The organism is Neorhizobium lilium, assembly GCF_004053875.1.
Lineage (GTDB): Bacteria > Pseudomonadota > Alphaproteobacteria > Rhizobiales > Rhizobiaceae > Neorhizobium > Neorhizobium lilii.
In genome coordinates this window covers 777,957-803,136 of sequence record NZ_SBIP01000001.1, presented here as the reverse complement: position 1 = coordinate 803,136, position 25,180 = coordinate 777,957, and the positions used below count along the sequence as shown (strand labels likewise).

Genomic DNA, 25,180 nt, shown 5'->3' with positions numbered 1-25,180 from the left:
ACGGCGACCGCAATGTCTCTGCAAAGTCAAGCGAATTCCTTGCACATCTCCAAAAGGTCATCCCAAAGACTTTCTGCGAAACCTCTGAGTACCATGAGTTCAAAGGCGAACACGTCGGTCCTTGTCATGTGCGTGGCGATGTGGCCTATCAAGGTGACGGTTGCACTGCCAACTGGAAAGCTGGTCGCGGCCAGATCGACCGATGTTCCCTTGCCGAGAACGCGCTCGACCATTGTGCCATGCACAAGGATACGCACACGGCCAGCACTTTGATCGACGCCGTAAATATCCGCGCCAAGTTCGGTGAAAAGCGCTTCGATTTCCTTTTGGGTCCTAGGTTGGTCACCAACAACTAACCATTGGCCCGGCCCAGCCGTGCGTACGGCGTTCGGCTGGCCATCTGAAAGAGAGACCGGCTGGGTCTCAGCAGCGGGGGCCCCCGGTTTTCCCATGACGAGAATGACGTGTCCTTCAGGAAGTGCTTCCAGTGAAATATGTTTACCGACAATCGGTGTTCGATCTGAAAGTGCTGGCTTTGAGACGAGGCGAAAGTCAGACATGAAGCTTCTCGTTTTCTGGATCCACGAAGACAGGGTTGCACAGGCGACCGGGCGTGAATTCGTTGCGTATACCGTTCCAGATCATGACTTCTTCGTCATGGCGCTCCGAACCGCGTTTGACGAGCGCAAGGCCGATTGTGGAGCGCAAATGCGGAGAGAATGCGCTGGAGGTGACATAGCCCTGATCATTTTCAAGCCTCGCGGCTGCGTTCTTTTCCAGGATGTGTGAGCCGCTGCGGAATGATGTATTCGGATCAAGCGGGATAACGCCGACGAGTTGCGGACGCTCCGACGATGTCAGGCCCTCGCGCGCCACCATGGCCTTGCCTATGAAATCCCCCTTAGTAGAGGAGACCATTTTGCCGAAACCGAGATCAGCCGGCACCACCGTGCCGTTGATTTCATTGTGGGTGACATGGCCCTTTTCTATACGCAACACGCTTAGCGCTTCGACGCCATATGGCTGGATGCCATGGTTGCGGCCCGCTTCCATAAGCGCATCGGCAACACTTTCACCGTAGCTCGCCGGCACAGCAAGTTCGAATGCCAGTTCGCCTGAGAAGGAAATCCGTAACAAGCGCCCGTGAAGCTGCCCACCGAACAGAGAGACTTCCTTCGCGCCCAGAAACGGGAAAGCCTCATTGGAAATGTCTTCATCGACAACGGTCTGAAGAATGAGACGGGCTTTCGGTCCGGCAACGGCCATCTGCGCCCACTGGTCCGTCGATGAGGCAATATGGACGTCGAGGTCTGGCCAGAGGGCTTGTGCGCAGAATTCGAGATGGTTCATGACGCCAGCGGCATAGGCAGTGGTGGTTGTCATGAAAAAGCGTTGTTCCGACAGACGGCTGGTAGTGCCATCGTCATAGATCATCCCGTCTTCGCGCAGCATCAGACCGTACCGTGCTTTGCCGACCGGCAGCTTGAGAAAGGCATTGGAATAGACACGGTTGAGAAATTCCGCCGCATCCTTGCCGCAGATCTCGATCTTGCCCAGCATGGAGACGTCGCAAAGGCCCGCGTTTACGCGCACATTGCGCACTTCGCGATCGACGCTTTCCCGCCAGGTCGTTTCACCATCGCGCGTGAACCAGGAGGAACGATACCACAGACCTGTCTCGACGAAGATTGCGCCATTCTTCTTGGCCCAGCCATGTAGCGGCGATTTACGGACCGGCTGGAAATGTTCGCCATGGTAAGCACCTGTCAGCGCGCCGAAGGATACCGGCGTATAGAACGGCCTGAAGGTTGTCGTGCCAACCTCTGCCGGTGAAACGCCCCGCGCTTGGGCAAGAAGGCCGATGGCATTGACGTTGGAAAGCTTGCCTTGGTCCGTTGCCATGCCATTGGTGGTGTAACGCTTGGCCAGTTCGACATGGCCGTAACCTTCCTGAACGGCGATGCCCAAATCCTCACGGTGCACATCGTTCTGGTAGTCTACGAAGGCTTTACCCTTGATGCCGGGAATGTTCCAGACGGGTTTGGCCGCAGGTGAAACGATATCTCTCTCGACTGTGCCGAATGAGGCGGGTGACGTCTTGAAGCCGAGTCCCTCGATCAGTGCAGCTGCGCGATTTGCGCCATCCTCCAGGCAAGCGGCGATGCCCACCGTGGTGGCGACGGCACCTGCGAGTTCCATGCCTTTCAGCCCATTTGGCGCAAGAAAGGCTGACTGTTCATCCGACCAGATAGGCTTGCCACCGCGATGACAGGCGAGATGGATAACGGGCGAAAAGCCGCCTGACATAGCCAACGCATCCACCTTGATCGTCTCTGCAATGCCACTCTTGAAAATACTGACGGAAGAAAGTGCCTTGCCGCCATGAGCATCGGACACAAAGGCACCATTGATAACGCGCGCCTTGCCCGCATAGGCAGAATTTCCGTCCGGCCTTGAATCAATGATCGCAACTGGCACAATGCCGCGTGCTTCGAGATCGTTAGCCAGCGCGTAACCGCTGTTATTGGTGGTGAAGATCGCGACGTCTTTGCCGGGTGCGACGCCGTAGCGGTTGAGGTAGGTACGCATGGCCGTCGCCATCATAACGCCAGGTATATCGTTACCACCAAAGACAAGCGGTCGCTCTTCTGCACCACTGGCCAGCAGGGCTTTTTTCGCGACGATGCGCCAGAGGCGCTCCACCGGCAACGCTACGTTCGGCAGGGCAACTTGCTTCTGCACGCGTTCCACAGCGCCGAAGACATTGCCGTCATACCAGCCGAAAGCTGTCGTGCGTGTCAGAATTTGTACATTGGATAGCGAATGGAGTTCGTCCATTGCCTGTTGAACAAATACGGACGCGGACACATCACCAATCGACGCCGTTTCGGATAAAAGTGAGCCGCCAGATGCGGAATGCTCATCAACCAGAATGACGCGTGCGCCGGACCGACCGGAGGTTAGCGCCGCTGCAATGCCCGTCGGGCCGGAGCCGATGATAAGCAGATCGCAATGCGCCCAGCACTTCTCATATGTGTCCGGGTCTGCTTCGTAAGTCGCCTTTCCTAAGCCCGCAGCCTTGCGGATGAAGGGCTCATAGAGTTTTTCCCATAGCGGTGCTGGCCACATGAAGGTCTTGTAGTAAAAACCTGCCCCGAGGAACGGTGAGAGCAGGGTGTTCAACGCGCCGATGTCGAATTCCAGCGATGGCCAGCGGCTTTGGCTTTTGGCTTCCAGTCCTTGATAGAGTTCCTGCATCGTCGCGCGGGTGTTGGCTTCCGTACGTCCCCCGCGCCCGATTGTCATCAACGCGTTCGGTTCTGCGGACCCTGCCGTCAGGATGCCGCGTGGGCGGTGGTATTTGAAGCTGCGGCCGATCAGTTGCCGCCCGTTGGCCAGCAGTGCAGAGGCGAGGCTGTCGCCTTCAAAGCCCAGCATGCGCTTGCCATCGAAGGTAAACGAGACGGGGGTTTGGCGATCGATCAGGCCGCCGGTTTGCAAACGATAGGATGTCATGGGCGGATATCCGTTAGCTGCGAAAGTGCCACGTCGCGGCTGTGTTCGATGTCATGGGTTGCCGTATCTCGCGTCACCACCAGCCAGCGGCGGCAGCCGGAGGTGTGGTGCCAGTACTCTTCATAAAGACCGCGCGGGTTGTCGCGCAGATAGACGTAGTCCATCCATGCCTCCGTTCCGGCATCCGGCGTGGGTCGAGCAAGTGCTGCACCCTTAATCGTGAATTCTTCTTTTGGTCTTGCACCGCAATGCGGGCAGGGGACGAGACTGGCCATATCAGGCTATTCCTTGTACTGCACTGTCAGTGAAGGTTGGGCTGGGCACCCTGGCCTTTTTCATCCAGCATGAGACCGCGCGTGAAGCGATCCAGCCGGAAAGCCGTGGCCGTTTCTTGCGGCGTACCCCGCGCCAGAAGATGGGCGAAACAGAAGCCGGACGCCGGTGTCGCTTTGAACCCGCCATAGCACCAGCCCGCATTCAAGTAGAGATTGTCGAGATGCGTCCGGTCGATAATCGGTGACCCATCCATCGACATATCCATGATGCCGCCCCATGAGCGCAGAACGCGAACGCGCGAAAGGGATGGGATCATCGCCTTTCCGGCCTCCGCCACATGTTCAACAGTCGCTAGATTGCCGCGCTGAGCGTAGGAATTGTAGCCATCGATATCGCCACCGAAAACCAGACCGCCCTTATCGGATTGGGATACGTAGAAATGGCCCGCGCCGAAAGTCACAACGCCATTGATGAACGGCTTAAGACCTTCCGACACAAACGCCTGTAGCACATGGCTCTCAATCGGCAGCTTCAGCCCCGCCATCTCGGCAACGCGCGACGAGTTTCCAGCTGCCGCGAGGCCCAACTTACCGCAGCCGATAAACCCCTTGGTCGTTTCGACGCCGGTCACAACGCCGTTTTGATGGCGGATGCAGGTGACTTCGCAGTTCTGGATGATGTCGACGCCGCGCATGTCGGCCCCGCGGGCGTAACCCCACGCAACCGCATCGTGGCGCACCGTGCCACCACGCTTTTGGAGTAGGCCGCCCTGTATGGGAAAGCGGGCGTTGTCGTAGTCGAGAAACGGCAGCATCTGGCGCACGGCTGCCCGGTCCAGCAGATCGGCATCAACGCCGTGCAGGCGCATGGCGTTGCCGCGCCTTGTATAGGCGTCGCGCTGGGCATCGGAATGGAAGAGGTTGAGCACGCCGCGCTGGGAGACCATGGCGTTGAAGTTGAAATCCTGCTCCAGCCCTTCCCACAGCTTCATCGATAGCTCGTAGAAGGGATTGTTGCCCTCAAGCAGGTAATTGGAGCGGATAATGGTGGTGTTCCTGCCGACATTGCCGGAGCCGATATAGCCCTTCTCCAGCACCGCGACATTGGTCACGCCAAATTCTTTGGCAAGATAATAGGCTGTCGCCAGGCCGTGTCCGCCGCCGCCAACGATAATCACGTCATAATGCGGCTTCGGCTCTGGCTGCCTCCAGGCGGGCAACCACGTCTTGTTGCCGCGAAGTCCGTTTAAAAGCAGGGAAAGAGCCGAATAACGCATGTGATCGCCGCATCTCTCGATAATGTTGCAGCGAGTGTAGGCTTCGGTTGCCGATGTTGATTGCATGAAAGAGACGTTTTCAGATAGAAATGGGCCATGAAACGGTCTAATACTTCCATGCTGCAACGCATCGGTTTTGTTCTGATGCCCAATTTCGCGCTGATGTCTTATGCCTCCGCGACCGAACCTTTGCGTGCCGCCAATCTGATCGCTGGCCTGCCTCTCTATGAACCGGTGGCCTTGTCCGCCAGCGGTCAATCCGTGCACAGTTCGTCAGGCCTCAGTGTCGAATGTCGTGAGTTGATGGCGCATGGTAGCGCCTGTCACACGGTTTTCGTATGCGCCGGTGGTGGCCACGCGGATTGGGGCGATCAAGGCGGTCTCTACTCAGCTCTGCGAAAGCTCTCGCGGCAAGGGGTGCGGATTGGAGCAATCTCCAGCGGTGCTTATGTTCTGGCGGCTGCCGGTCTGCTGGAAAATCGCGATTTCACCATCCATTGGGAGCACGCTGGCGTCTTCAAAGAGGCTTTCCCGCATCTCAACCCGCGTCAAGCGCGCTACGTCATCGATGGTGACCGGGTGACATGCGGCGGCGGTATCGCACCTCTCGACATGATGCATGCGATGATTTCGCAGCGAATGGGCTCGCATTTCGCCCGCAGGGTCAGCGACTGGTATCTGCACACGGCCATCGCCGAGCCGACCGCGCCACAGCGTGGTTCGACCGCGCAACGGTTCGGCACCCATCATCCGGCCTTGCTGACCGTTCTTGAAAAAATGGAAGCCACCATCGAACATCCCTTGGATCGCGCCACGCTTGCGCAATCGGGCGGCGTCAGCGTGCGCCATCTCGACCGGCTTTTCACCGAGCAACTGGGCAAGGGTTTTCTCGAAACCTATCGCCTGATCCGTCTGCGCCACGCGCAGAACCTGCTCAAGCAAAGTGCCCTGTCGATCTCGGAAATCGCTTTTGCCACCGGCTTTTCCAGCTCAAGTCATTTGTCTCGCGTCTGCAAGGCTGTGCTTGGCAAATCTCCCGGCGCTTTTCGGGTGAAGTTCCTTGAAGATTGACAGTATTCCTTTCAGTGTCGGTCCACAACGAATTTGAAGGATATGAAACGGTTGTGATCCATGCCGTCGGACGTTGCGCGCGTAATAAAGAGGCGTATTGCCCTTGCGCACGTGCGGTCGATGGGATTGCGAAAGCAAAGCCTTATCAGGACGATTGAAGAATTAGATCCGCTCCCTTTTCCGCAACCATCATTGTCGGCGCATTGATGTTGCCAGCCGTGATGTTGGGAAAAATAGATGCATCGACGAAGCGCCCGGCGTAGAAGCTGCGGTAGTTGCCCATGGTCTTTCACCTCTCTGGCTGCGATCGCCAAAAAAGGCGACAGGTGACGGAAAGATAAGAACGGGTGGAGAGACGACCTCTCCCCGGCCGCGTCTGCTGGAAAAACCGCTTGCGTCCAACCAGTGTCTCCAGGTGCGGTCCCGTTGGTCGGACGAGGCGAGAACATGCAGGAACGTGAATTGCGAAAGATCCCTGGGCGTCGCCAGTGCTTTTCCTGCGATCAGCGAAGGTGTGGCAAAGACGATGTGGTTTTCGCTCATCAACAGGCTTGAATCGAGTGTCGGCCATTCTCCATTGCCGAACCCGATGGCACAGTCGAGCAAGCTTCGGTCCGCCAGACTGTCGGAAAGCTCGGTACTGATGCTGATGTCGATCTCCGGCAGACTGCGCTTGAGACTGGCGAGCCGCGGCACCAGCCAGCGTTTTGCGAAGGTCGGCGGAACGTTGATCCGCAGCCTGTGCTGGCTCTGTTTTTCAGGGATGTCTCGATGTTGTGGAACGCCTGCGGGATCGTTTCCAGAAGCGCTAGACCGGCCGGCGTCAACTCGAGACGATGGTGGTGGCGAATGATCAGCGGCTCGCGGATGTCATCTTCGAGATTCTTGATTTGCTTGCTGACGGCACTCTGCGTCAGGTTCAGACGTTCGGCCACCCGTGTGAAGCTTCGAGTCTGCCCGACGACTTCAAATACCCTTATCGCTGATAAGCTGGAAGCCTTCGCATGCTTAGAAAGAGAGGCGGTTCAGCCGTCCCTGTTGGCCGCCCCGCGTGGATCGTCTGTCACCGTTGTTGCCCGACTTGCCTCGGGCGCGATCCCGCTACCGGTATTCTCGACAGGTGCTTCCGTCCGGACGCGGGTTTTCTGTGGATCGAAATGCGGGAACCGAACGACGGTGGCAGGGACGCGCTTTTGATGACCGTCGAGCTTGCCTATCTCCACCGCCGTTCCGATCTCCCCGGAGGTGACGTCAACGCGGGCAAGCGCAATGCTACGGCCGAGAATGGGTGATTTGACGGCGCTGGTAACGACACCGACCTGGGCGCGTCCAACATAAACGCTATCCCCGTGGCCGATAGGCTCGTTGCCGGCGATGTCGAGGCCGACCATAAGGCGGTGCGGGTAAGCGCTGCGACGCGCGATGGCGGCGTCGCCCACATAGGCGTCGGGCTTTTCTTTCGGGATGGTGAAGCCGATACCGGCTTCGAACGGGTCGGTCTCATCGGAGAAGTCGTATCCGGCAAAGACGAGGCCGGCCTCGATGCGAACCATGTCCAGAGCCAGGAGTCCCATCGGCGTCAGGCCCTCGGGCTCTCCGACCGTCATGATTGCATCCCATACGGTGACAGCGTCCTGCGGGTGACACCAGACCTCATAACCGAGTTCGCCGGTGTATCCGGTGCGCGAGACGAGAACCGGCCGATCGGCGATGCGGCCGATAGTGAAGCGGAACCATTTCAACTCGTTTAGTGTCGGCTGATGCGGGGGCGTGATCGTGACGCGCTTGAGGATGTCGCGCGACCGGGGGCCTTGGACGGCGATATTGTGAAGTTGATCGCTGGAATTGCGCACGAAGGCCTTGAGCCCGTGTTTCTCTGCAAGTTCGCGCAGCCAGACGCCGGAAAATTCGTCGCCGCAGACCCATCGAAAATTGTGGGCTCCCAAACGGAAAATTGTGCCGTCGTCGATCATGCCGCCCGTTTCATAGGTCAGCGGCGTATAGACGATCTGTCCGACAGCAAGCTTTTTGACGTTCCGGGGAACGGCGAGCTGCATGAGATCCTCGGCGTCCGGGCCGGTGATCTCGAACTTGCGCAGCGCGGAAAGGTCGATGATGACGGCGCGTTCGCGGCAAGCCCAATATTCCTGGATCGGGCCGGCATCATTGTAGCAACTCGCCAGCCAGAAGCCGCGGTAGTCCTCGAACTTGCGGGTCAGCGCGGAGGTCCGCGGGTGGAAACCGGTTTCCCGGCTCATGCGGGGTTCTGCGTCATGTGTCATGCGGTGGGCGCTTCCCTTTTGAAACGGGCAGGCGGCGTCATAGACGCGCACGTGAACATCGGTTGGTACCCAGCCGTTCGCCGGATCGATATCATCGGCGCAGGATGATGTGGCGCAAACGAGATCGGTCAGCGCCCGGAGCAACACGTAATCGCCGGGCCGCGACCATGGCTCGTCCATCGATATCCGGTCGTGGGCATCAACGAAGGTGTTGTAGAAGAAATTGATCGCCGGCCAGCCCTTGCGCTCCTCAATACCGAAGGGGGCAAGAACCCGGTTGAAGTTCTCCGTGCAATTGGAATGACCGGGGTATCCCATGTCCTCGTAGTATTTCGCCGTGCAGGCGAGCAGAAATGTGTCGTGCCGCCCGACCGTGTCCTGGACGACTTCCACCAGCGGCCGCATGCGCGCGTCGAAATATTTCGAATGCAGGCCGGGGCCGGAAAAACTCGATCCCATCAGCGTTCGTGTCGTCGTCGGGTCGATGCCATACTCCTCGCCAGCGTCAAGATCCGACGCATCGAAGGCCAGAAAATCCGAGCATTGGCGTCCGTCGACGTCGATAACCTGGATATATTGGCCGGCCTTGACCCGGAAAGCCGAAGCGGTCGCCGCCTTGATGCGCAGATCGGTCACGACTTCAGGGGCAAGCGGCGGCGGCATTTCGCCGGACCGCTCCGTTTGTGGAAGGATATCCACAAGGATATCGGTGGTCGTATCCTGTGCATCAGGGGCCATCGGTCTGCCGGGAACGACGATGACGCAAAGGAGGTCATCCCGCGCCTCCAACGTCAAGGCAGTACCAGCGGGCGTTGCCACATCGAACACGGCGATCGACAGGCCGGGCTTTTCGCCCTGGACTTGCGGCATGTGCGCGATGGTGGCGGAGATCTCGTCAGCCGAAAACGAAATGGTCTGGACCGGCACTCCGCTTCCCTTCCAGCCCAGCAGGCTTTCCGGCGGACCGAAGCCGTGGATTTCCACGGGCTGCGCGCCCTCGATATTGCGCAGCGTCACCCTGTCGCCAGTACGGAGCGCGAAGAGACGTGCCTGTCCACCCCTGACGATAGCAGAGGTCGGCCGGAAGGCCGTTACAGGTGTGCCGGTCTGCATCGCGCCGCTCGTCCAGACCCTCGTCATGCTCGGTTCCTCTCCCCGCCCTGTTTCCGTTTTGCCTTCAGCGGTCTATTCCGCCGATTTCTGCACACTGAGGAACGCTTCGAGCGAATCGTCGAGTGCGTCCATCCATGGCGTGTGGTGTGCCGGCGCCATGTCGCCGGTGAATACGGACGGATATGACTTGTTCCGGTAGGTCAGGATTCCCTCGACCTTGTGGTGTTCCCATTCCTTGAACAACTCGGCGACCTTGTCCACGTCGAATTCGGGATAATCGGTCGCCGAGACTAGGTCGCGAACGTAATCGGTCTGGTAGTCGATCGCCTCGAACGGGTTGGTCAGGGTCTCCTCCCGCGCACGCCACTCCTTGATGTCCGCATCGCGTGTCGCATCGTCGGGAAGAGCGATACGTCCAAGGATCACGTCGCGTGCAAACCAGGCCTGAGCGTCGAACATGTTGAACGTGTAATATTGATCCTGCATACCGATGTAGAAAAGATGCGGGTTCGGTTCCCAGACGATACCTTTGTAAAGGCCCAGAGGATAGAGCCTGTTGTTAGTCTTCAGGCGCAAATCGTCGGGCAGGAAGGGGAAAGAATGCTGGTAACCCGTGCAAAACACCACGGCATCGACGTCCTTGCTGGTGCCGTCGATGAAGTGGGCGGTCTTGCCGATGAAACGCGCGACCAGCGGTTTTTCCTCGAAAGTCTCGGGCCAGTCGAAGCCCATCGGCTTGGTTCGGTAGCTGAAGGTAACGGATGCCGCGCCATATTTATGGCATTGCGTGCCGATGTCCTCGGCGGAATAGCTGGAACCGACAAGCAAGACGCTCTTTCCGGTGAATTCATCTGCCGCACGAAAATCGTGGGCATGCATCACACGACCGAGGAAGCCCTCGACGCCGGGGAAAGAGGGGATATTCGGCACGGAGAAGTGCCCGTTTGCAACCACCACATCATCGAACTGCTCGGTGTAGTGCTCGTCCTTCTGGAGATCCTTGACGGTGACGGAAAATGTTTGCGTCTCCTGCGACCAGACGACATTGCGCACGGGCGTGAGGAAACGAATATAGGCGCGCACGCCGCTCTTCTCCACGCGGCCAGCGATATAGTGGTGCAATACGGCGCGGGGCGGGTAGGATGGGATGACGCGGCCGAAGTGTTCCTTGAAAGAATAATCGGCAAATTCCAGGCATTCCTTTGGCCCGTTCGACCAAAGATAGCGGTACATCGAACCATGGACAGGCTCGCCGAATTCGTCGAGCCCGGTGCGCCATGTGTAGTTCCAAAGGCCACCCCAATTGCTCTGCTTTTCGAAGCACACGACTTCAGGCACGTCCACACCGGCCCTCCTGGCCGTTTCGAAGGCCCTCAGAACAGCTAAACCACTCGGGCCGGCACCGATCACGGCAACGCGTTTCTTCATGTCTCAATCTCCAATGATAGCGTGGCCCAGCTGCACATAAACGTGTCAAACCGGACACATATTCGTTTCAGCCCTTGGCAGTACGCTTGAGTTTCTTCGGGTCGTCGAAAGGCAGCGCATGAGCCACGGCACCAATCGCGCCGCTGGCATTGGCCACTTCGAGCTTAGTGCCGGGCATGGCGCAATCGACAGCAAGGCGAGCGATGGCCATCGACATGCCCGTGATCGGGGAAAACATGCCGCATGTAGCAACGCCGACCTGTTTCCCGTCACGAATGACCGGTGCGCCCTCGTCGGCGGGCGCAGTTCCTTCCAGCAACAGTCCGAAGATTTTGAAGCGCTCGCGACCTCTCAGACGGGCATGTTCTTCGGCACCACGGAAACCGGTCTTACCTGGACTGACGGTAAAATCGAGGCCAAGCTCCCAGAGCGTGTCACCCGGGCCTTCGTTGGCAAAGGGGTATTTCTGCGAATTGTCGTAAGGGTAAAACAGGAGGTAACTTTCCACCCGCAACATGTCGAGCGTGGTAAAGCGGCAGGGAATGATCCCCATCTCTGCGCCTTCTTCAAGAATACGGTCCCAGATCGCCGGCGCATCCTGGCCGCGGCAGAAAATTTCATAGCCACGCTCCCCCGTATAACCGGTCCGCGAGATCATCACGGGCAGGCCGAAAAGGCGTGTCTGCATATGATGGAAATAGGGCAGGTCACGAATGCCGGGAACATGCCGTGCGAGATAATCGACGGCCAGCGGCCCTTGCAACGACAAATCGTGCAGGTTGTCGTCGAATCGAATGGAAACGTCACGCCCCATCGCGGCCTTCTGCAACTCCTCGTGGCCCGTTCCCGAACCGTGAACGACCATCCAGCTATTCGGGGACGTTCGATAGATAATGCAGTCGTCGGTGAACTTGCCGGCTTCGTTCAGCATGCAGGCGTAGGCCGACTTGCCGGGATAGATCTTCTCGACGTCGCGCGTGGTGGCAAGGTCGATGACATGGGCGGCATGGGCACCGGTAATGTGCACTTTCTTGAGGCCTGAAACGTCCATCAGGCCCGCCTTCGTGCGAATGGCCAGATATTCCTGATTGGCATCGCCGTCATAAGACCACGCGGTACCCATTCCGCTCCAGTCTTCCAAGTTCGAGCCAAGACCCCGGTGCCGGTCGCCCAGGGTCGAAAATCTCCAGGATGCGGTCATGTCATATCTCCCGTCAATGAAAGGTTTTTTGGTCAGTCGCTCGTGGTTAGGGTTCAGTCCGGGGCAAAACCCGGCGATGTCGGAAGGCCGTCATCATGGCGCGACAGCCAGGCAACCGTGGTGTCGCGAAAGCGGCCAAGTCCCTTGTAGTCGGCGATTGGCTGGGGAAGGCTCGCCAGCACGCGGTGAAAGCGCCGTGCCCATTTCTTCTGCGTGACCAACTCGTCCATCTTGATGAGGTAGCCTCGGATCGAGAAGACGATGGCGTTGGAACGCGGCAGGCGCCAGAGAGCCTGGAGTTCGACACGTAAGTGTACCTTGTCGCCAACGTTTTCGGGCGTCACGCTCGCTTTGTCGATTCCCCAGCGATGATAGTTTTCGGGGCTGGTGTCGAGGCGCGGATTGATGGTCATCGTCCAGTTCAGCCGCCGCACCGGGCACCCGTGCTGGAGATTGAGCAGGAACTTCAGTGCCCGTTCGAAGACGCCGAGATCATGGGCGAGCGGCACCGGCGCATGCCATTCCATGAAATTCATGCCGAGGTCGAAATCCAGCGACCAGTCGGCCTGGCTCGTCACCATGCCCGCATCCATCCAGAGATTATCCTCCCGCTGGTCGAGCAGGCAGAAATCGCCCTGGCACTGGCGCGTCACATATTCCATCGGCCCCTGCGGAAGGGTCGATACATCACCGAAGGTGAAGGTCTGGTCGACATCCATCGGACGGTTGATCCAGTGCCAGCGGTCACCATCGCGAGACAGCGTGAAATGCGCGGGATAATGTGTCGCCATCGACGTCATCAGGAGTTCGAGGAGATCCCATTCGGCCGTCATCATGTGCGGGAGCGACTGGCAACGGAGCGGATCTTCCGCAAGCGTGATGGCCCTGTCTCGCATTTCGGCGACGTAATGCTCATCGATGTGGATCGGGAACTCTGTGGCCGACTGGACCGGGCCGGGAACGTGCTGCTCGATATTGACAGTGTACATGTACGCGTCGCGGTCGAACGGAAATGGAAATGCGCGGATCGCTGCCGGGCTGTTCGCGAACGTGTAGTCGTCGCGAAAAGTTTCCGCATGAAATGAAAGGGTCATGATGGATCTCCGGTCACAGGTCGAGTACGAGTTCTCGGCCGCGCAGCCGCGAAACGCACGTCATGATGGTCTTTCCACAGGCTTTCTGGTCATCCGTAAGGAAGTGGTCTGCGTGAAGCAGCGTGCCATCGGCCGAGACGATGGGTGTCTCGCATTGTCCGCAGGCACCGCCCCGGCACAGATAGGGGGCATCCACCCCGGCAGCCTCGATGGCTTCCAGAAGAGTCTGGTGTTCGCCAACGAGGGTGGCGATGCCCGAGCGCGCAAGCTTGACCGCGAACGGTTCGCCGCCCTCCGGTGCGAGGAAGCGTTCCGCATGCAGCGCGCTATCCGGCCATCCGGCGATCCGGGCATCGCCAAGGATGCCATCGATCATGCGCTCCGGCCCGCAGACATAGAGATGCGTGCCCACCGGCTGGTGTGCGAGGATGTCTCGCACGGCAATGCGTTCCTGTCGCTGGCTGACATAGAGGCGCATGGCAGGGCCGTACAGAGCTGCAAGCTCGGCGGCGAATGCACCGCTAGCTTCGTCGCGCATCGCGTAATGCAGCTCGAAGGGCTGCCCGGCGGCTGCAAGTTCGCGTGCCATTGCCGCAATCGGCGTGATTCCGATACCGCCGGCGACAAGAACATGCCTGCGCGCCGTCCGATGCAGGGGGAAAAGATTAACGGGAGCCGACATGCTCAGTGTCGCGCCAATCGCGAGCTGGTCATGGATAAAGACCGAGCCGCCGCGCGACTGCGGGCTGCGAAGCACCGCGATCTCATAGGCGGGACCGCCGCCCAACGTCGTGCCAAGCAGGGAATAGGCGTTGCGGATCCGGCGGGTTCCCCCCTCCAAAGTCCGTGCTTCCAGCGTCAGCACGGTGTGCGAGCCGGCCGAATAGGGCGGCAACGACGGGCCGTCGTGACGTTCCAGCCGCAGCCGTTTGACGGCCGGGGATACGGCTTCGATTTCCGCCACGCGGACGGGGAATTGTACACCGCCGCTCATGCCCCGAATGCCTCCGGCGGGGGTAGGTCGCCCGGCGATTCCGCATCGATGGATACGCCCATGAAGGCGCCGAGGCGACGGGAGTAGTGGTCGCGAACCAGAAGGTGAAGACCACAATGAGGGCAGAGGGCAGGGCTTGCCGATACTCCGTCGATAAAGCCCTTGCAATGAACGCACTGGACGCGCCGTGTCGGGGCACCGCGATGTTCCGTTTGTATCGCGTCCATCTCTATGCCCTGGCGCAACGCCTCGCTGGTGACGCGACCGATGAAATCTTCGCTGCCGCTGACATAGAGCCGGGTTCCCATTGTTGCCGTCGACAGGATCGTCACGAGTGTGCCGAGCAGTTCCTGGACATTCGATGCGAGATGCAGGGCCTCGCAGGACAGAGACGTCAGAACTGCCGTCTGGTCGTGGTCGGCGCGGTGTGCGATGGGCGAAAAGAGTATGATTGTCCGGCGAAGCGCCTCATGCCCGGCGAAGGCATCGGCCAGGGCCAGCGCACCCTCGCCTTCGACAATGGCGATATGCTGCGTTGCCTGCGGAACCGGCGCGAGCGTGCCATAGAGGGGGCGGCTTTTGATGGTGGAAGGCTTCATGGTGGTATCTCGAAAAGAATGTCAGGATATCCGGTAGAGGACGGCGATGGTGACGCCGTCCTCGGTGTTGCCTGGTGTCAGGTTTTGAAGAACCAGTTGGACAGGAATACGACGGCTACGCCGGCAACGAGCGTGAGGTACGGAAGGATGCCTGCCTTTCGGCTGATGGCCTCGCCGGGCCTTACGCCGAGGTCTTCCAGCATCTGCGCCGGGAACTGTCCACGATCCTGAATGTAGTGCCTGTAGAAGAAGACGGGAATGATCAGCGCTGCGGTGATGACACCCGCCCAGAGCGCCATCGGGTTCCAGACCTTGGCGCCGGCGCCCATGAAGACGGCATTGACGAAGGCGAAGATGCCACCGAGCGCCAGAAGAAAGGTCGGTGCCTTGTAGGGACGCGCGATATGGCCTGAGTCGATCCGGTGCAGCCAGCCAGCATTGAGGTTGAGGAAGTTGAAGATGATGTAGCCGCAATTGGAGACCGCCAGGATGAAGAAGAAACTGGTGGCATCGGCGCAGGCAATGGCCAGCACGACGAGATTGACGATGAGGTCGGTCCACATGGCCCGCGTGGGCGCACCGTGTTCGTTGACGTGAGACAGATATTTTGGAAGCCAGCCATCGACCGAGCCTTGGTAGAGCGTGCGCGAGGAGCCGGCCATCGCCGTCATAAGGCAGAGCATGAGGGCGAGGATCATCAGCATGACCAGCAGGCTTTCAATCAGCGTGCCGCCACCGACCATGTGCGCCATGGCCGCAGCAACCCCGGAGCCATCGACGATGGGCGTTGCAAGCATGCCGTTCAGTCCCAGGACGCCCTGAAAGGTGAACGGAACGAGACTGAAAAGCGCAAGGCAAAGCAAGCCTGAGAAGAAGATCGCCTTGAATGTGTCCTTTCCGGGGTCGCGGAATTCGCTGGTGTAGCAGACCGCCGTTTCAAAGCCGTAGGTCGACCATGCGGCGATGAACATACCGCCGAGAACGAGCGTCCATCCGGCGATGTTCCACGCCCCCGGCTCTGGCGCGTAGGCTGTGGCAAGGGGCACGAGCGGGGAAAAATTGGACCAGTTGACGCCGCCGGTGAATAGCGGGACGACGCCGACGATGACCATGGGAATGATGACGACGAGGCCGATGTATTTCTGAACCTTGGCCGTGCCGAGAATACCCCGATGCTGCACCGCGAAGGTCAACAACATCAGGAGCGCTCCGATGAAGAAAGCCGCATTCAGGGAGAGGGAAACCGGGCCGAGCGTCGTTTGAAACAGCGTCCATGTACGGATATACGGCGTTAGGGCCGAAACAGCGGCTGCCGCCTTATCCGCATCCGGCACCGTCAGGGTCGCGCCATTTGCGGCAATCCAGTCGATGACGGCTGCGCTATCGATGGCCGGAACCGGTGCGAGTGCATTGAGGATGTAGGCAGCGGCAATCGAGCAGCCAAGCGACAGCACGGGCGACCAGGCAAACCAGTTGCACCAGACCGAAAGCGGGGCAATCGGCTTGGCGTAGCGCACCCAGGCCGACGCGCCGTAGATCGAGGCCCCGCCCGACTTGTTCGGGAAGAGGCCAGCGATCTCGGCATAGGTGAAGGACTGGATGAAACCCATGATCATGGAGACGATCCAAACAGCGAAGGCGAGCGTACCCACCGTCCCGGCTATGCCTCCGATGGAAAACAGGACGAGCGCCGGGACGCCGCTGGCGACCCAGAACGCTCCTGTCCAATTGATGCTGCGATGCAGTTTTCCCGGCTCCGAAGCATCGGAGTTTATGATTGTCGTTGACATAGCTGTTCCCCGCCACGTTCTGTTTATTTAAAATTAGTTCTTGCCATATTGCCGGAATTGCCCGGCTTTCTTCGAAAGAGGCTCCAATGCAGCATAGAAATGCAGTTAGGAGCTGAAAAATGTCGTTCATGTGCTGCAAGAGCTTTCCTTCTTGCTGCTGAGCACTTTATTTTCGGAAGGTCGCTGTTTCTTAACACGATCATGCTGCCAGTGACCCCGATTGTCAAAGGATCTTCTTTGAGGGAAACAAATTTTCTTAAAAATTCTCTTTGCTGCCGATATTATGGGCAATAAGCTATTGTATGGCAGCTAAATGGCGCTTTTGTCATGCGCCGCCGCCCGAATAGGGATTGTCGAAGAGGGTGCCTACCTTCATACTTGCATCGTCCCCACCGGGATTTTGCAATGCCGTTGCGCTGCGCGTCAGAACGTGGGCGGGCAAGCAACCTTTGCCCAATAAGACGGGAGAAAACGTGTCGCAACCGGCCAAGCCTGTAGTTCTCGCTCAAGATCCGCATGCGGTCCGCGAGCCGAAAGAAAACAACCTTGAAATGGCGATCGGGCACGAGGTACGCGCTTATCGCAAGCGCCTCGGGATAACCGTATCGGACCTAGCAATTGCGACAGGGCTGTCGGTGGGCATGTTGTCAAAAATCGAGAACGGGAATATCTCGGCCTCGCTCACGAGCCTCCAGTCGCTGTCAAAGGCGCTGGGCGTGCCGGTAACGGCTTTTTTTCGCAGCTTCGAAGAGCCACGCAACGCTATTTTCGTCAAAGCCGGCGAGGGGGTCAATCTTGAGCGACGCGGCACACGCGCGGGTCACCAGTACAGTCTTCTCGGACACATCGACAACAATACGAGCGGTGTGACGGTGGAGCCCTACCTGATCACGCTGAACACGGAATCGGATGTCTTCCCGACCTTCCAGCACGAGGGAATGGAGTTTCTCTACATGCTGGAGGGGCAGGTCACCTATCGGCATGGCGACCGCACCTTCGACATGCAGGCGGGCGACAGTCTGTTTTTTGACGCGGACGCACCACACGGCCCGAGCATCCTGACGGAACTGCCCGCGCGGTATCTTTCCATCATTTCCTATCCGACAAAGCGGAATGGATCCGACTGAGAATAAATTGCCTTAAAAGAAAAAAAGTTTCTTTTGGATTGATATTCCTGCGAGCGCATGCTAGCAATTTTCCATCACAGAATGGAGATGCTCGCCATGTGCGGTATTGTTGGACTGTTCCTGAAAGACAAAAGCCTCGAGCCGCAGCTGGGGCAATTGCTGTCGGATATGCTGATCACCATGACGGATCGCGGGCCGGACTCGGCAGGTATTGCGATTTATGGCGTACCGGCAACCGGCAAGGCCAAGGTTACATTGCAGTCGGCGCGGCCAGATGTCGATTTCGCCGGTCTGGACGATGATCTTGCCGCGGCTGGCATCGATTCAGCCGTCCTCGTCAAAAGCACGCACGCCGTGGTCGAAATCGACGCCGACGCGCTTTCCTCCATCCGCGGGGTATTGTCCGGCATTCGCCCCGATATCCGCATCATGGGCTCCGGAGACAGCGTCGAGATTTACAAGGAAACCGGTCTGCCGAAGGATGTGGTGGCCCGTTTCGACGTGCGTTCCATGGGCGGCACGCATGGCATCGGCCATACCCGCATGGCGACAGAATCAGCCGTCACCACGCTTGGCGCGCATCCGTTTTCGACCGGTGCCGACCAGTGCCTGGTGCACAATGGCTCGCTCTCCAATCACAACAACCTGCGCCGGGAACTGGTGCGCGAAGGCATGACGTTCGAAACGCAGAACGACAGCGAGGTGGCTGCCGCCTATCTCACGGCCAAGATGGCCAAGGGCAAGGATCTGGGCGAGGCGCTGACCGGCGCACTCGACGATCTCGACGGCTTCTTCACCTTCGTCGTCGGCACCAAGTCCGGCTTTGGCGTGGTGCGCGATCCAATCGCCTGCAAGCCCGCTGTCATGGCCGAGACGGATCAGTATGTCGCCTTCGGTTCGGAATACCGCGCTCTGGTCAACCTGCCGGGCATCGAGACGGCGCGCGTCTGGGAGCCGGAACCGGCCACCGTCTATTTCTGGGATCACGACAGGGCCGCGTAAGTCAGGCCCCTTTCGAGAAAGTTCAAACTCATGCCCGTTTTCGATCTCTCTACTACCCCCTTGCGTGCTCTGAACAGCGCTCTGCATGCGCTCTCCCAAGGTGCCAACGACACGGAATTCGAGGTTATCAACCCGCGCGGCAGTCACTCGGTCGCCGTCGGTATCGATACACCCATTACCGTCGAAGTGCGCGGTTCAGTCGGTTATTATTGCGCCGGAATGAATGATGGCGGCACCGTGACCGTTCACGGTTCCGCCGGTCCCGGTGTCGCCGAAAACATGATGTCGGGCACCGTCATCATCGAAGGCGATGCCAGCCAATATGCCGGCGCCACGGGGCGCGGCGGCCTGCTGGTCATCAAGGGCAATGCAGCATCGCGTTGCGCCATTTCGATGAAGGGAATCGATATCGTCGTTCACGGCAATATCGGCCACATGTCGGCCTTCATGGGCCAGTCCGGCCACCTTGTCGTGTTGGGGGATGCGGGCGAGGCGCTGGGCGACAGCCTGTATGAGGCAAAGCTCTTCGTGCGCGGCACCGTCAAGAGCCTCGGCTCCGACTGCATCGAAAAACAGATGAAGCCCAAGCATCTCGCAAAGCTGGCCGAACTTCTGGAGAAGGCCGGCGTCACCGACGTAAAGCCGGAAGAGTTCAAGCGCTACGGCTCGGCCCGCACGCTCTACAACTTCAACATCGATAACGCCGACGCGTATTAAGGCGAGGGACACTCCATGAGCTATCACAATCCCCATACTCCGCCGCGCAAATCCGCGACATTCGACGATGCGACGCTGGCCGAAATCCGCCGTGCGGCCGCCACCGGTATGTACGATATTCGTGGCGCGGGCACCAAGCGCAAGGTTCCGCATTTCGATGACCTGCTGTTTCTCGGTGCGTCAATCTCGCGTTACCCGCTCGAGGGCTACCGCGAGAAATGCGATACATCCGTGGTGCTCGGCACCCGTTTTGCCAGGAAACCGATCCATCTGAAAACGCCGATCACTATCGCCGGTATGTCGTTCGGCGCGCTGTCGGGCAATGCCAAAGAAGCCCTGGGTCGCGGTGCGACGCTGGCCGGCACATCGACCACAACGGGGGATGGCGGCATGACGGATGAGGAGCGCGGCCATAGTCAGACGCTGGTCTATCAGTATTTGCCTTCGCGTTACGGCATGAATCCCAAGGATTTGCGCCGCGCCGATGCCATCGAGATTGTGGTCGGTCAAGGCGCCAAGCCCGGCGGCGGCGGCATGCTGCTCGGCCAGAAGATTTCCGACCGCGTGGCCAATATGCGCAACCTGCCAAAGGGCATCGACCAGCGCTCGGCCTGCCGTCACCCGGACTGGACCGGCCCCGACGATCTGGAAATCAAGATCCTCGAACTGCGTGAAATCACCGATTGGGAAAAGCCCATTTACATCAAGGTCGGTGGCGCGCGTCCCTATTATGACACAGCACTTGCCGTGAAAGCCGGTGCGGATGTGGTCGTGCTGGACGGCATGCAGGGCGGCACGGCTGCGACGCAGGATGTATTCATCGAAAATGTCGGCATGCCGACGCTTGCCTGCATTCGCCCTGCCGTTCAGGCCCTTCAGGATCTGGGCATGCATCGCAAGGTCCAGCTGATCGTCTCCGGCGGCATCCGCTCCGGTGCCGATGTGGCAAAGGCCTTGGCGCTGGGTGCCGATGCGGTTGCCATCGGTACCGCTGCGCTGGTGGCGCTAGGCGATAATGACCCGAAGTGGGAAGAGGAATACCAGAAGCTGGGCACCACGGCCGGCGCCTATGATGACTGGCACGAAGGCCGCGACCCGGCCGGCATCACGACGCAGGACCCTGAACTTGCCGCGCGCCTCGACCCTGTTGCCGCCGGTCGGCGCCTTGCCAACTATCTCAAGGTCATGACGCTGGAAGCGCAAACCATCGCGCGCGCGTGCGGCAAGAACCACCTGCACAATCTGGAGCCGGAAGACCTCTGCGCGCTGACCATGGAAGCCGCCGCAATGGCGCAAATTCCGCTGGCCGGCACCAGCTGGTACCCCGGCAAGGGCGGCTTTTAAGCCGCGCACAGCAATGCGAGCCGCGTTTGGGAGGATGCGGCTTGTTGACGATGAGTGTCTGATATCCAAAAAAGGGGAACGAAGTGACACTGGATCTCTCGCAATACGCCGCGGAAAACGGCGTCAAATATTTCATGATTAGTTTTACCGATCTCTTCGGCGGGCAACGGGCCAAGCTCGTTCCAGCACAAGCTATTGCCGATATGCAGAAGAACGGCGCAGGTTTTGCAGGCTTTGCCACATGGCTGGATCTGACGCCCGCACATCCTGACCTCTTTGCCGTGCCGGACCCATCATCCGTTATTCAGCTTCCGTGGAAGAAAGATGTCGCGTGGGTCGCTGCCGATTGCGTGATGGAAGACAAGCCAGTCGAACAGGCGCCCCGCGTTCTGCTGAAAAAGCTGATTGCAGAAGCCGCTGAAAAAGGATTGCGGGTAAAAACCGGTGTCGAGCCGGAATTCTTCCTTATCTCGCAAGATGGCTCGAAGATTTCCGATGAGTTCGATACCGCGGAAAAGCCCTGCTATGACCAGCAGGCGGTGATGCGCCGCTATGATGTTATCGCTGAGATTTGCGACTACATGCTGGAACTGGGCTGGAAGCCCTACCAGAACGACCATGAGGACGCGAACGGCCAGTTCGAGATGAACTGGGAATATGACGACGCGCTTCAAACCGCCGACAAGCATTCCTTCTTCAAATTCATGGTCAAGTCGGTCGCTGAAGAGCACGGCCTGCGCGCTACCTTCATGCCTAAGCCGTTCAAAGGCCTGACCGGCAACGGTTGCCATGCCCATATTTCGGTGTGGGATACGGACGGCAAGGTCAACGCCTTCGCTGACAAGGCGATGGATTTCGGCCTGTCGGCGCAAGGTCGCACATTCCTCGGTGGCATCATGAAACACGCCTCGGCACTTGCCGCCGTAACCAACCCCACGGTCAACTCCTACAAGCGCATCAACGCACCGCGCACGATTTCCGGTGCGACATGGGCACCGAATACGGTGACATGGACCGGCAACAACCGGACCCACATGGTGCGCGTACCTGGCCCCGGCCGTTTCGAGCTTCGCCTGCCGGATGGCGCGGTCAATCCGTATCTGTTGCAGGCCATCATTGTCGCGGCTGGCCTGTCCGGCATTCGAACCAATGCAGATCCTGGTCCGCACCACAATATCGATATGTACCGTGAAGGTCATACGATAACCGACGCACCGAAGCTGCCTTTGAACCTGCTGGATGCGTTGCGCGAATACGAGAAGGACACCGAGTTGCAGCAGGCCATGGGAACGGAGTTCTCAAGCGCTTATCTGAAACTCAAACAGGGCGAATGGAACACCTACTGTTCGCAGTTCACAATCTGGGAACATGAGACGACACTCGACGTCTAGGCCCCGCCGTACAGGTTAGCCCCCCGCTATTGGGCGGGGCTTTTTATCGCCGTTCCAAGAGAGATCGCCTGATGACGAAATTCATTCTGACAGTTACCTGCACATCGACACGCGGCATCGTTGCAGCACTGTCCGGTTATCTGGCTAAACTCGGCTGCAACATTCTCGACAGCTCGCAGTTCGACGATCTGGATACCAATCGCTTTTTTATGCGCATCAGTTTTGTCTCGCAGACCGGCGCAACGCTTGAGCAGCTTGGAGAAGGCCTGAAGCCGATTTCGCATGAGTTTCAGATGGAAGCTGAAATCCACGACGCAACCCAGCGTATGAAGGTGTTGTTGATGGTCTCGCGTTTCGGCCATTGCCTTAACGATCTGCTATATCGCTGGAAGATCGGCGCGTTGCCAATTGATATTGTCGGGGTCGTATCCAACCACTTTGACTACCAGAAAGTAGTGGTCAATCACGATATTCCCTTCCACCATATTCCAGTGACGAAAGAGAACAAACCGCAGGCCGAAGCCAAGATCATGGATTTGGTGGAGAGCACGGGCACCGAATTGATTGTGCTGGCCCGTTACATGCAAATCCTTTCAGACCGTATGTGCACCGAAATGTCGGGCAAGATCATCAACATCCACCACTCATTTTTGCCCAGCTTCAAGGGCGCAAACCCTTACAAGCAGGCTTACCAGCGTGGCGTGAAGCTAATTGGGGCGACGGCGCATTACGTGACCGCCGATCTGGATGAAGGCCCGATCATCGAGCAGGATACGGTGCGCGTCACCCACGCCCAAAGTCCGGATGATTATGTGTCGCTTGGCCGGGATGTGGAGGCGCAGGTGCTGGCGCGTGCAATCCATGCGCATATTCACCGGCGCACTTTCATCAACGGCAACCGCACTATCGTCTTCCCACCCAGCCCCGGCTCCTACGCTTCGGAGCGCATGGGGTAGCGCGGCTTTTCTGTACAAGCGCGTGAGGGAGTTGCAAAATAGGCCCCCCAAAGATATGTACTTGGTACGCCATAATATGATGTCGCCTTTTGCCGACGGTGCCATTCGTCATCCTGGTCATGATCCCCTTCATCGAGCAGATCGACCCGAAGGTGGAGGCGGCCGCGCGGGTGTTTGGCGCGGGCACGTTCAAGCTCTTCATCCATGTGCTGATGCCCATGCTGATCCCCGGCATTCTCGCATCGCTGCTGCTCGTGCTGGTGCGCACGGTTGCGATGTTCGAACTGACCTTCCTGACGGCCGGCCCGACCAGCCAGACGCTCGTCGTCTCGCTCTATTACGCAGTCTTTGCCTTAGGGGTGCGGGCGGTGCAGTCGATCGATGCGATGGCCGTCATCTACATGGCGTCGACTCTTGTCTGGCTGCTGGTCGCTCTGCGGTTCGTCAATCTGACGCAGATCGTTGCCCGCGGCAACCAGTCGTCAAACGCCCACTGATCCCGTACCCTCCGTCCTAGCCGGCGATCAACGCGCCGGCCCATCCCGCGCTTATCCGGAAGATCCGATGAAAATCACTGCGCTCGAAACGATCCAGCTTCCCAGCCTCAACAACATCCTCTGGCTGCAGGTCCATACGGATGAAGGCATTATCGGGCTTGGGGAAACCTTCCGGGGAACCAATGCCGTCGCCGCCTATCTCCACTCCGAAGTGGCGCCGGCGCTGATCGGCCAGAACCCGCTGCATATCGACCGCATCTCTAAACTGCTGACCGAAACCTATGTCGGATTTCGGTCCTCGGGCGTGGAAATCCGCGCGGCGTCGGCCGTCGACATCGCGCTGTGGGACATATTCGGGAAAGTGACGAACCAGCCGGTCCACCAGTTGCTGGGCGGGCTCTCGCGCCCGTCGATCCGAACCTACAATACCTGCGCCGGCTATTCCTACAACAGCCGCGGTTCGCGGCGCTATATCGACGGTGCAGACAAGCCGCAGGGGCCTTACGACGATCAGGTCGCCTTCACCAACGATGCCGGCGCTCTTGCCGAGAGCCTCCTGTCGGAAGGTATCACGGCGATGAAGATCTGGCCGCTCGATCCATTTGCGGTGGCGAGCGGCGGCAACTTCATCCACCGGAACGATCTGGAAAAGGGTCTGGAGCCGTTTCGAAAGATCCGCGATGCGATCGTCATTCAGGCCGTGATCGGCTCAAGAAGTGCGAAGACCGCGGTAATGCCGAGAATGCGGGTGACCAGATTGCCGACGGGAAGCCGTTTGGCGGAAAGGTCGTTGCCAGTCTGCCCCTCGACGACGGGGTTGATGGCCGTACCGAGGTTTGCCCCAAGCGTCAGCGCGAAGGCCTGATAGGGATCGAGCAGCCCCTTGCTGGCCAGCGACATGACCAGCAGCACCACGGCGACGCTCGAATGGGCGGCCCAGGTCAGGGCCGCCGCAAGCAGCAGGCTCAGCACCGGCATCTGCGATATGGCGCCGAGGATCGCCTGGAACGCTGCTGTGTCCGAATATTCCGTGAGCACGCCGAGAAGCTGATGCAGGGCGAGAAGCATGAAGCCGATGCCGATGAAAACGCGGCCGAGGTCGTGGATCTGCGGGTTCTGCGCGCGGCGGAACATCAGAACGCCGATCAGGATGAGCGCCGGCGAGACAGCCGCGACGTCGAACGAGAGCACCTGCACGATCAGCGTCGTGCCGACATTGGCACCAAGCATGACTGCAAGCGCCGGAACGAGATCGACCAGCCCGCCGGCCGCGAAACCCGAGGCCATCAGACCGGTCGCCGTGCTGCTCTGGAGAATGGCGGTCACTCCCAGGCCGGCCAGAAAGGCCTTGAAGCGGTTGCTGAGCGTGCGGCCGAGAAACGAGCGCAGGCTGGGGCCGAAGGCGCGCTGGATGCCCGTCTGCACCATCCGCGTGCACCATAGCAGAAGCGCTATATGGCCAGACAAGGCAATGAGGGCAGTGATCACAGGCATAGGCGTACACGA

The 25,180-nt window shown here is 59.1% G+C and carries 20 protein-coding genes and 4 pseudogenes; 9 read left to right on the top strand and 15 right to left on the bottom strand.

Features of this window, described 5'->3' with window-relative positions; genetic code table 11:
- Nucleotides 1–26: 26 nt before the first annotated feature.
- Genes EPK99_RS03645 through EPK99_RS03630 form a run of 4 tightly spaced genes read right to left on the bottom strand, consistent with a single transcriptional unit; the run spans nt 27 to nt 5,068 of the window.
- Nucleotides 27–560 carry a sarcosine oxidase subunit gamma family protein gene (locus EPK99_RS03645; RefSeq protein WP_128441232.1) on the bottom strand — a complete coding sequence of 178 codons (534 nt, stop codon included), beginning with the start codon at nt 558–560 and terminating at the stop codon, nt 27–29.
- Nucleotides 553–3,516: a sarcosine oxidase subunit alpha gene (locus EPK99_RS03640; RefSeq protein ID WP_128441231.1), complete on the bottom strand. Its 2,964-nt coding sequence runs from the start codon at nt 3,514–3,516 to the stop codon at nt 553–555. The genes EPK99_RS03645 and EPK99_RS03640 overlap by 8 nt, the downstream gene beginning before the upstream one ends.
- A complete protein-coding gene (locus EPK99_RS03635) occupies nt 3,513–3,791 on the bottom strand; it encodes a sarcosine oxidase subunit delta (RefSeq protein WP_128441230.1) in 279 nt (92 codons plus the stop codon). The genes EPK99_RS03640 and EPK99_RS03635 overlap by 4 nt, the downstream gene beginning before the upstream one ends.
- A 26-nt stretch (nt 3,792–3,817) precedes the next feature.
- Nucleotides 3,818–5,068 carry a sarcosine oxidase subunit beta family protein gene (locus EPK99_RS03630; RefSeq protein ID WP_128441229.1) on the bottom strand — a complete coding sequence of 417 codons (1,251 nt, stop codon included), beginning with the start codon at nt 5,066–5,068 and terminating at the stop codon, nt 3,818–3,820.
- Between the two features lie 96 nt (nt 5,069–5,164).
- Here EPK99_RS03630 and EPK99_RS03625 point away from each other — a divergent pair, with 96 nt between their 5' ends.
- Nucleotides 5,165–6,139: a GlxA family transcriptional regulator gene (locus tag EPK99_RS03625; RefSeq protein ID WP_128441228.1), complete on the top strand. Its 975-nt coding sequence runs from the start codon at nt 5,165–5,167 to the stop codon at nt 6,137–6,139.
- 145 nt (nt 6,140–6,284) lie between these two features.
- Here the strand turns inward: EPK99_RS03625 and EPK99_RS25600 are convergent, their stop codons facing one another.
- The 10 genes and pseudogenes from EPK99_RS25600 to EPK99_RS03580 all read right to left on the bottom strand — a co-directional run bounded on the left by EPK99_RS25600 (nt 6,285) and on the right by EPK99_RS03580 (nt 16,640).
- Nucleotides 6,285–6,422 carry a hypothetical protein gene (locus EPK99_RS25600; protein ID WP_425374177.1) on the bottom strand — a complete coding sequence of 46 codons (138 nt, stop codon included), beginning with the start codon at nt 6,420–6,422 and terminating at the stop codon, nt 6,285–6,287.
- A gap of 149 nt (nt 6,423–6,571) precedes the next feature.
- A pseudogene (locus EPK99_RS26035) lies at nt 6,572–6,835 on the bottom strand (LysR substrate-binding domain-containing protein); the annotation flags it as partial.
- 176 nt (nt 6,836–7,011) lie between these two features.
- A pseudogene (locus EPK99_RS26030) lies at nt 7,012–7,074 on the bottom strand (LysR family transcriptional regulator); the annotation flags it as partial.
- 90 nt (nt 7,075–7,164) lie between these two features.
- Nucleotides 7,165–9,561 carry a trimethylamine N-oxide demethylase gene (locus EPK99_RS03610; protein ID WP_425374167.1) on the bottom strand — a complete coding sequence of 799 codons (2,397 nt, stop codon included), beginning with the start codon at nt 9,559–9,561 and terminating at the stop codon, nt 7,165–7,167.
- A 45-nt stretch (nt 9,562–9,606) separates the two neighbouring features.
- Nucleotides 9,607–10,962 (bottom strand): NAD(P)-binding domain-containing protein, encoded by a 1,356-nt coding sequence (locus EPK99_RS03605; protein WP_128441227.1) that lies wholly within the window; start codon nt 10,960–10,962, stop codon nt 9,607–9,609.
- Between the two features lie 67 nt (nt 10,963–11,029).
- The gene (locus EPK99_RS03600; protein WP_128441226.1) at nt 11,030–12,163 is read right to left on the bottom strand and encodes an aminomethyl transferase family protein; all 1,134 of its coding nucleotides are present in this window, start codon (nt 12,161–12,163) and stop codon (nt 11,030–11,032) included.
- Nucleotides 12,164–12,216: 53 nt separating this feature from the next.
- Nucleotides 12,217–13,257, bottom strand: coding sequence for a heme-dependent oxidative N-demethylase family protein (locus tag EPK99_RS03595; protein WP_128441225.1), 1,041 nt, complete (start codon nt 13,255–13,257; stop codon nt 12,217–12,219).
- Nucleotides 13,258–13,270: 13 nt separating this feature from the next.
- A complete protein-coding gene (locus tag EPK99_RS03590; RefSeq protein WP_128441224.1) occupies nt 13,271–14,251 on the bottom strand; it encodes a PDR/VanB family oxidoreductase in 981 nt (326 codons plus the stop codon).
- Nucleotides 14,248–14,850, bottom strand: a complete 603-nt coding sequence (locus tag EPK99_RS03585) for a dimethylamine monooxygenase subunit DmmA family protein (RefSeq protein WP_128441223.1) — start codon at nt 14,848–14,850, stop codon at nt 14,248–14,250. Before EPK99_RS03585 ends, EPK99_RS03590 begins: the two co-directional genes overlap by 4 nt.
- 77 nt (nt 14,851–14,927) lie before the next feature.
- Nucleotides 14,928–16,640 (bottom strand): trimethylamine N-oxide permease, encoded by a 1,713-nt coding sequence (locus EPK99_RS03580; RefSeq protein ID WP_128441222.1) that lies wholly within the window; start codon nt 16,638–16,640, stop codon nt 14,928–14,930.
- 551 nt (nt 16,641–17,191) lie between these two features.
- On the opposite strand from EPK99_RS03580, the gene EPK99_RS03575 reads away from it, so the two are divergent.
- The 8 genes and pseudogenes from EPK99_RS03575 to EPK99_RS25595 form a co-directional block, all read left to right on the top strand.
- Nucleotides 17,192–17,767: a helix-turn-helix domain-containing protein gene (locus tag EPK99_RS03575; RefSeq protein ID WP_128442144.1), complete on the top strand. Its 576-nt coding sequence runs from the start codon at nt 17,192–17,194 to the stop codon at nt 17,765–17,767.
- Nucleotides 17,768–17,863: 96 nt separating this feature from the next.
- Complete coding sequence (locus tag EPK99_RS03570) at nt 17,864–18,769, top strand: class II glutamine amidotransferase (RefSeq protein WP_128441221.1); 906 nt, start codon at nt 17,864–17,866, stop codon at nt 18,767–18,769.
- A gap of 30 nt (nt 18,770–18,799) precedes the next feature.
- Nucleotides 18,800–19,486, top strand: coding sequence for a GltB/FmdC/FwdC-like GXGXG domain-containing protein (locus tag EPK99_RS03565; protein WP_128441220.1), 687 nt, complete (start codon nt 18,800–18,802; stop codon nt 19,484–19,486).
- 15 nt (nt 19,487–19,501) lie between these two features.
- Nucleotides 19,502–20,830 (top strand): FMN-binding glutamate synthase family protein, encoded by a 1,329-nt coding sequence (locus EPK99_RS03560; protein ID WP_128441219.1) that lies wholly within the window; start codon nt 19,502–19,504, stop codon nt 20,828–20,830.
- Between the two features lie 83 nt (nt 20,831–20,913).
- The gene (gene glnT, locus EPK99_RS03555; RefSeq protein ID WP_128441218.1) at nt 20,914–22,221 is read left to right on the top strand and encodes a type III glutamate--ammonia ligase; all 1,308 of its coding nucleotides are present in this window, start codon (nt 20,914–20,916) and stop codon (nt 22,219–22,221) included.
- 71 nt (nt 22,222–22,292) lie between these two features.
- Complete coding sequence (gene purU / locus EPK99_RS03550; RefSeq protein ID WP_128441217.1) at nt 22,293–23,177, top strand: formyltetrahydrofolate deformylase; 885 nt, start codon at nt 22,293–22,295, stop codon at nt 23,175–23,177.
- Between the two features lie 86 nt (nt 23,178–23,263).
- Nucleotides 23,264–23,674: pseudogene (locus tag EPK99_RS03545) on the top strand (ABC transporter permease); the annotation flags it as partial.
- Between the two features lie 67 nt (nt 23,675–23,741).
- Nucleotides 23,742–24,056: pseudogene (locus tag EPK99_RS25595) on the top strand (mandelate racemase/muconate lactonizing enzyme family protein); the annotation flags it as partial.
- A 311-nt stretch (nt 24,057–24,367) separates the two neighbouring features.
- On the opposite strand, the gene EPK99_RS03535 reads toward EPK99_RS25595, so the two are convergent.
- Nucleotides 24,368–25,168: a Na/Pi cotransporter family protein gene (locus EPK99_RS03535; RefSeq protein ID WP_425374165.1), complete on the bottom strand. Its 801-nt coding sequence runs from the start codon at nt 25,166–25,168 to the stop codon at nt 24,368–24,370.
- Between the last annotated feature and the right edge of the window lie 12 nt (nt 25,169–25,180).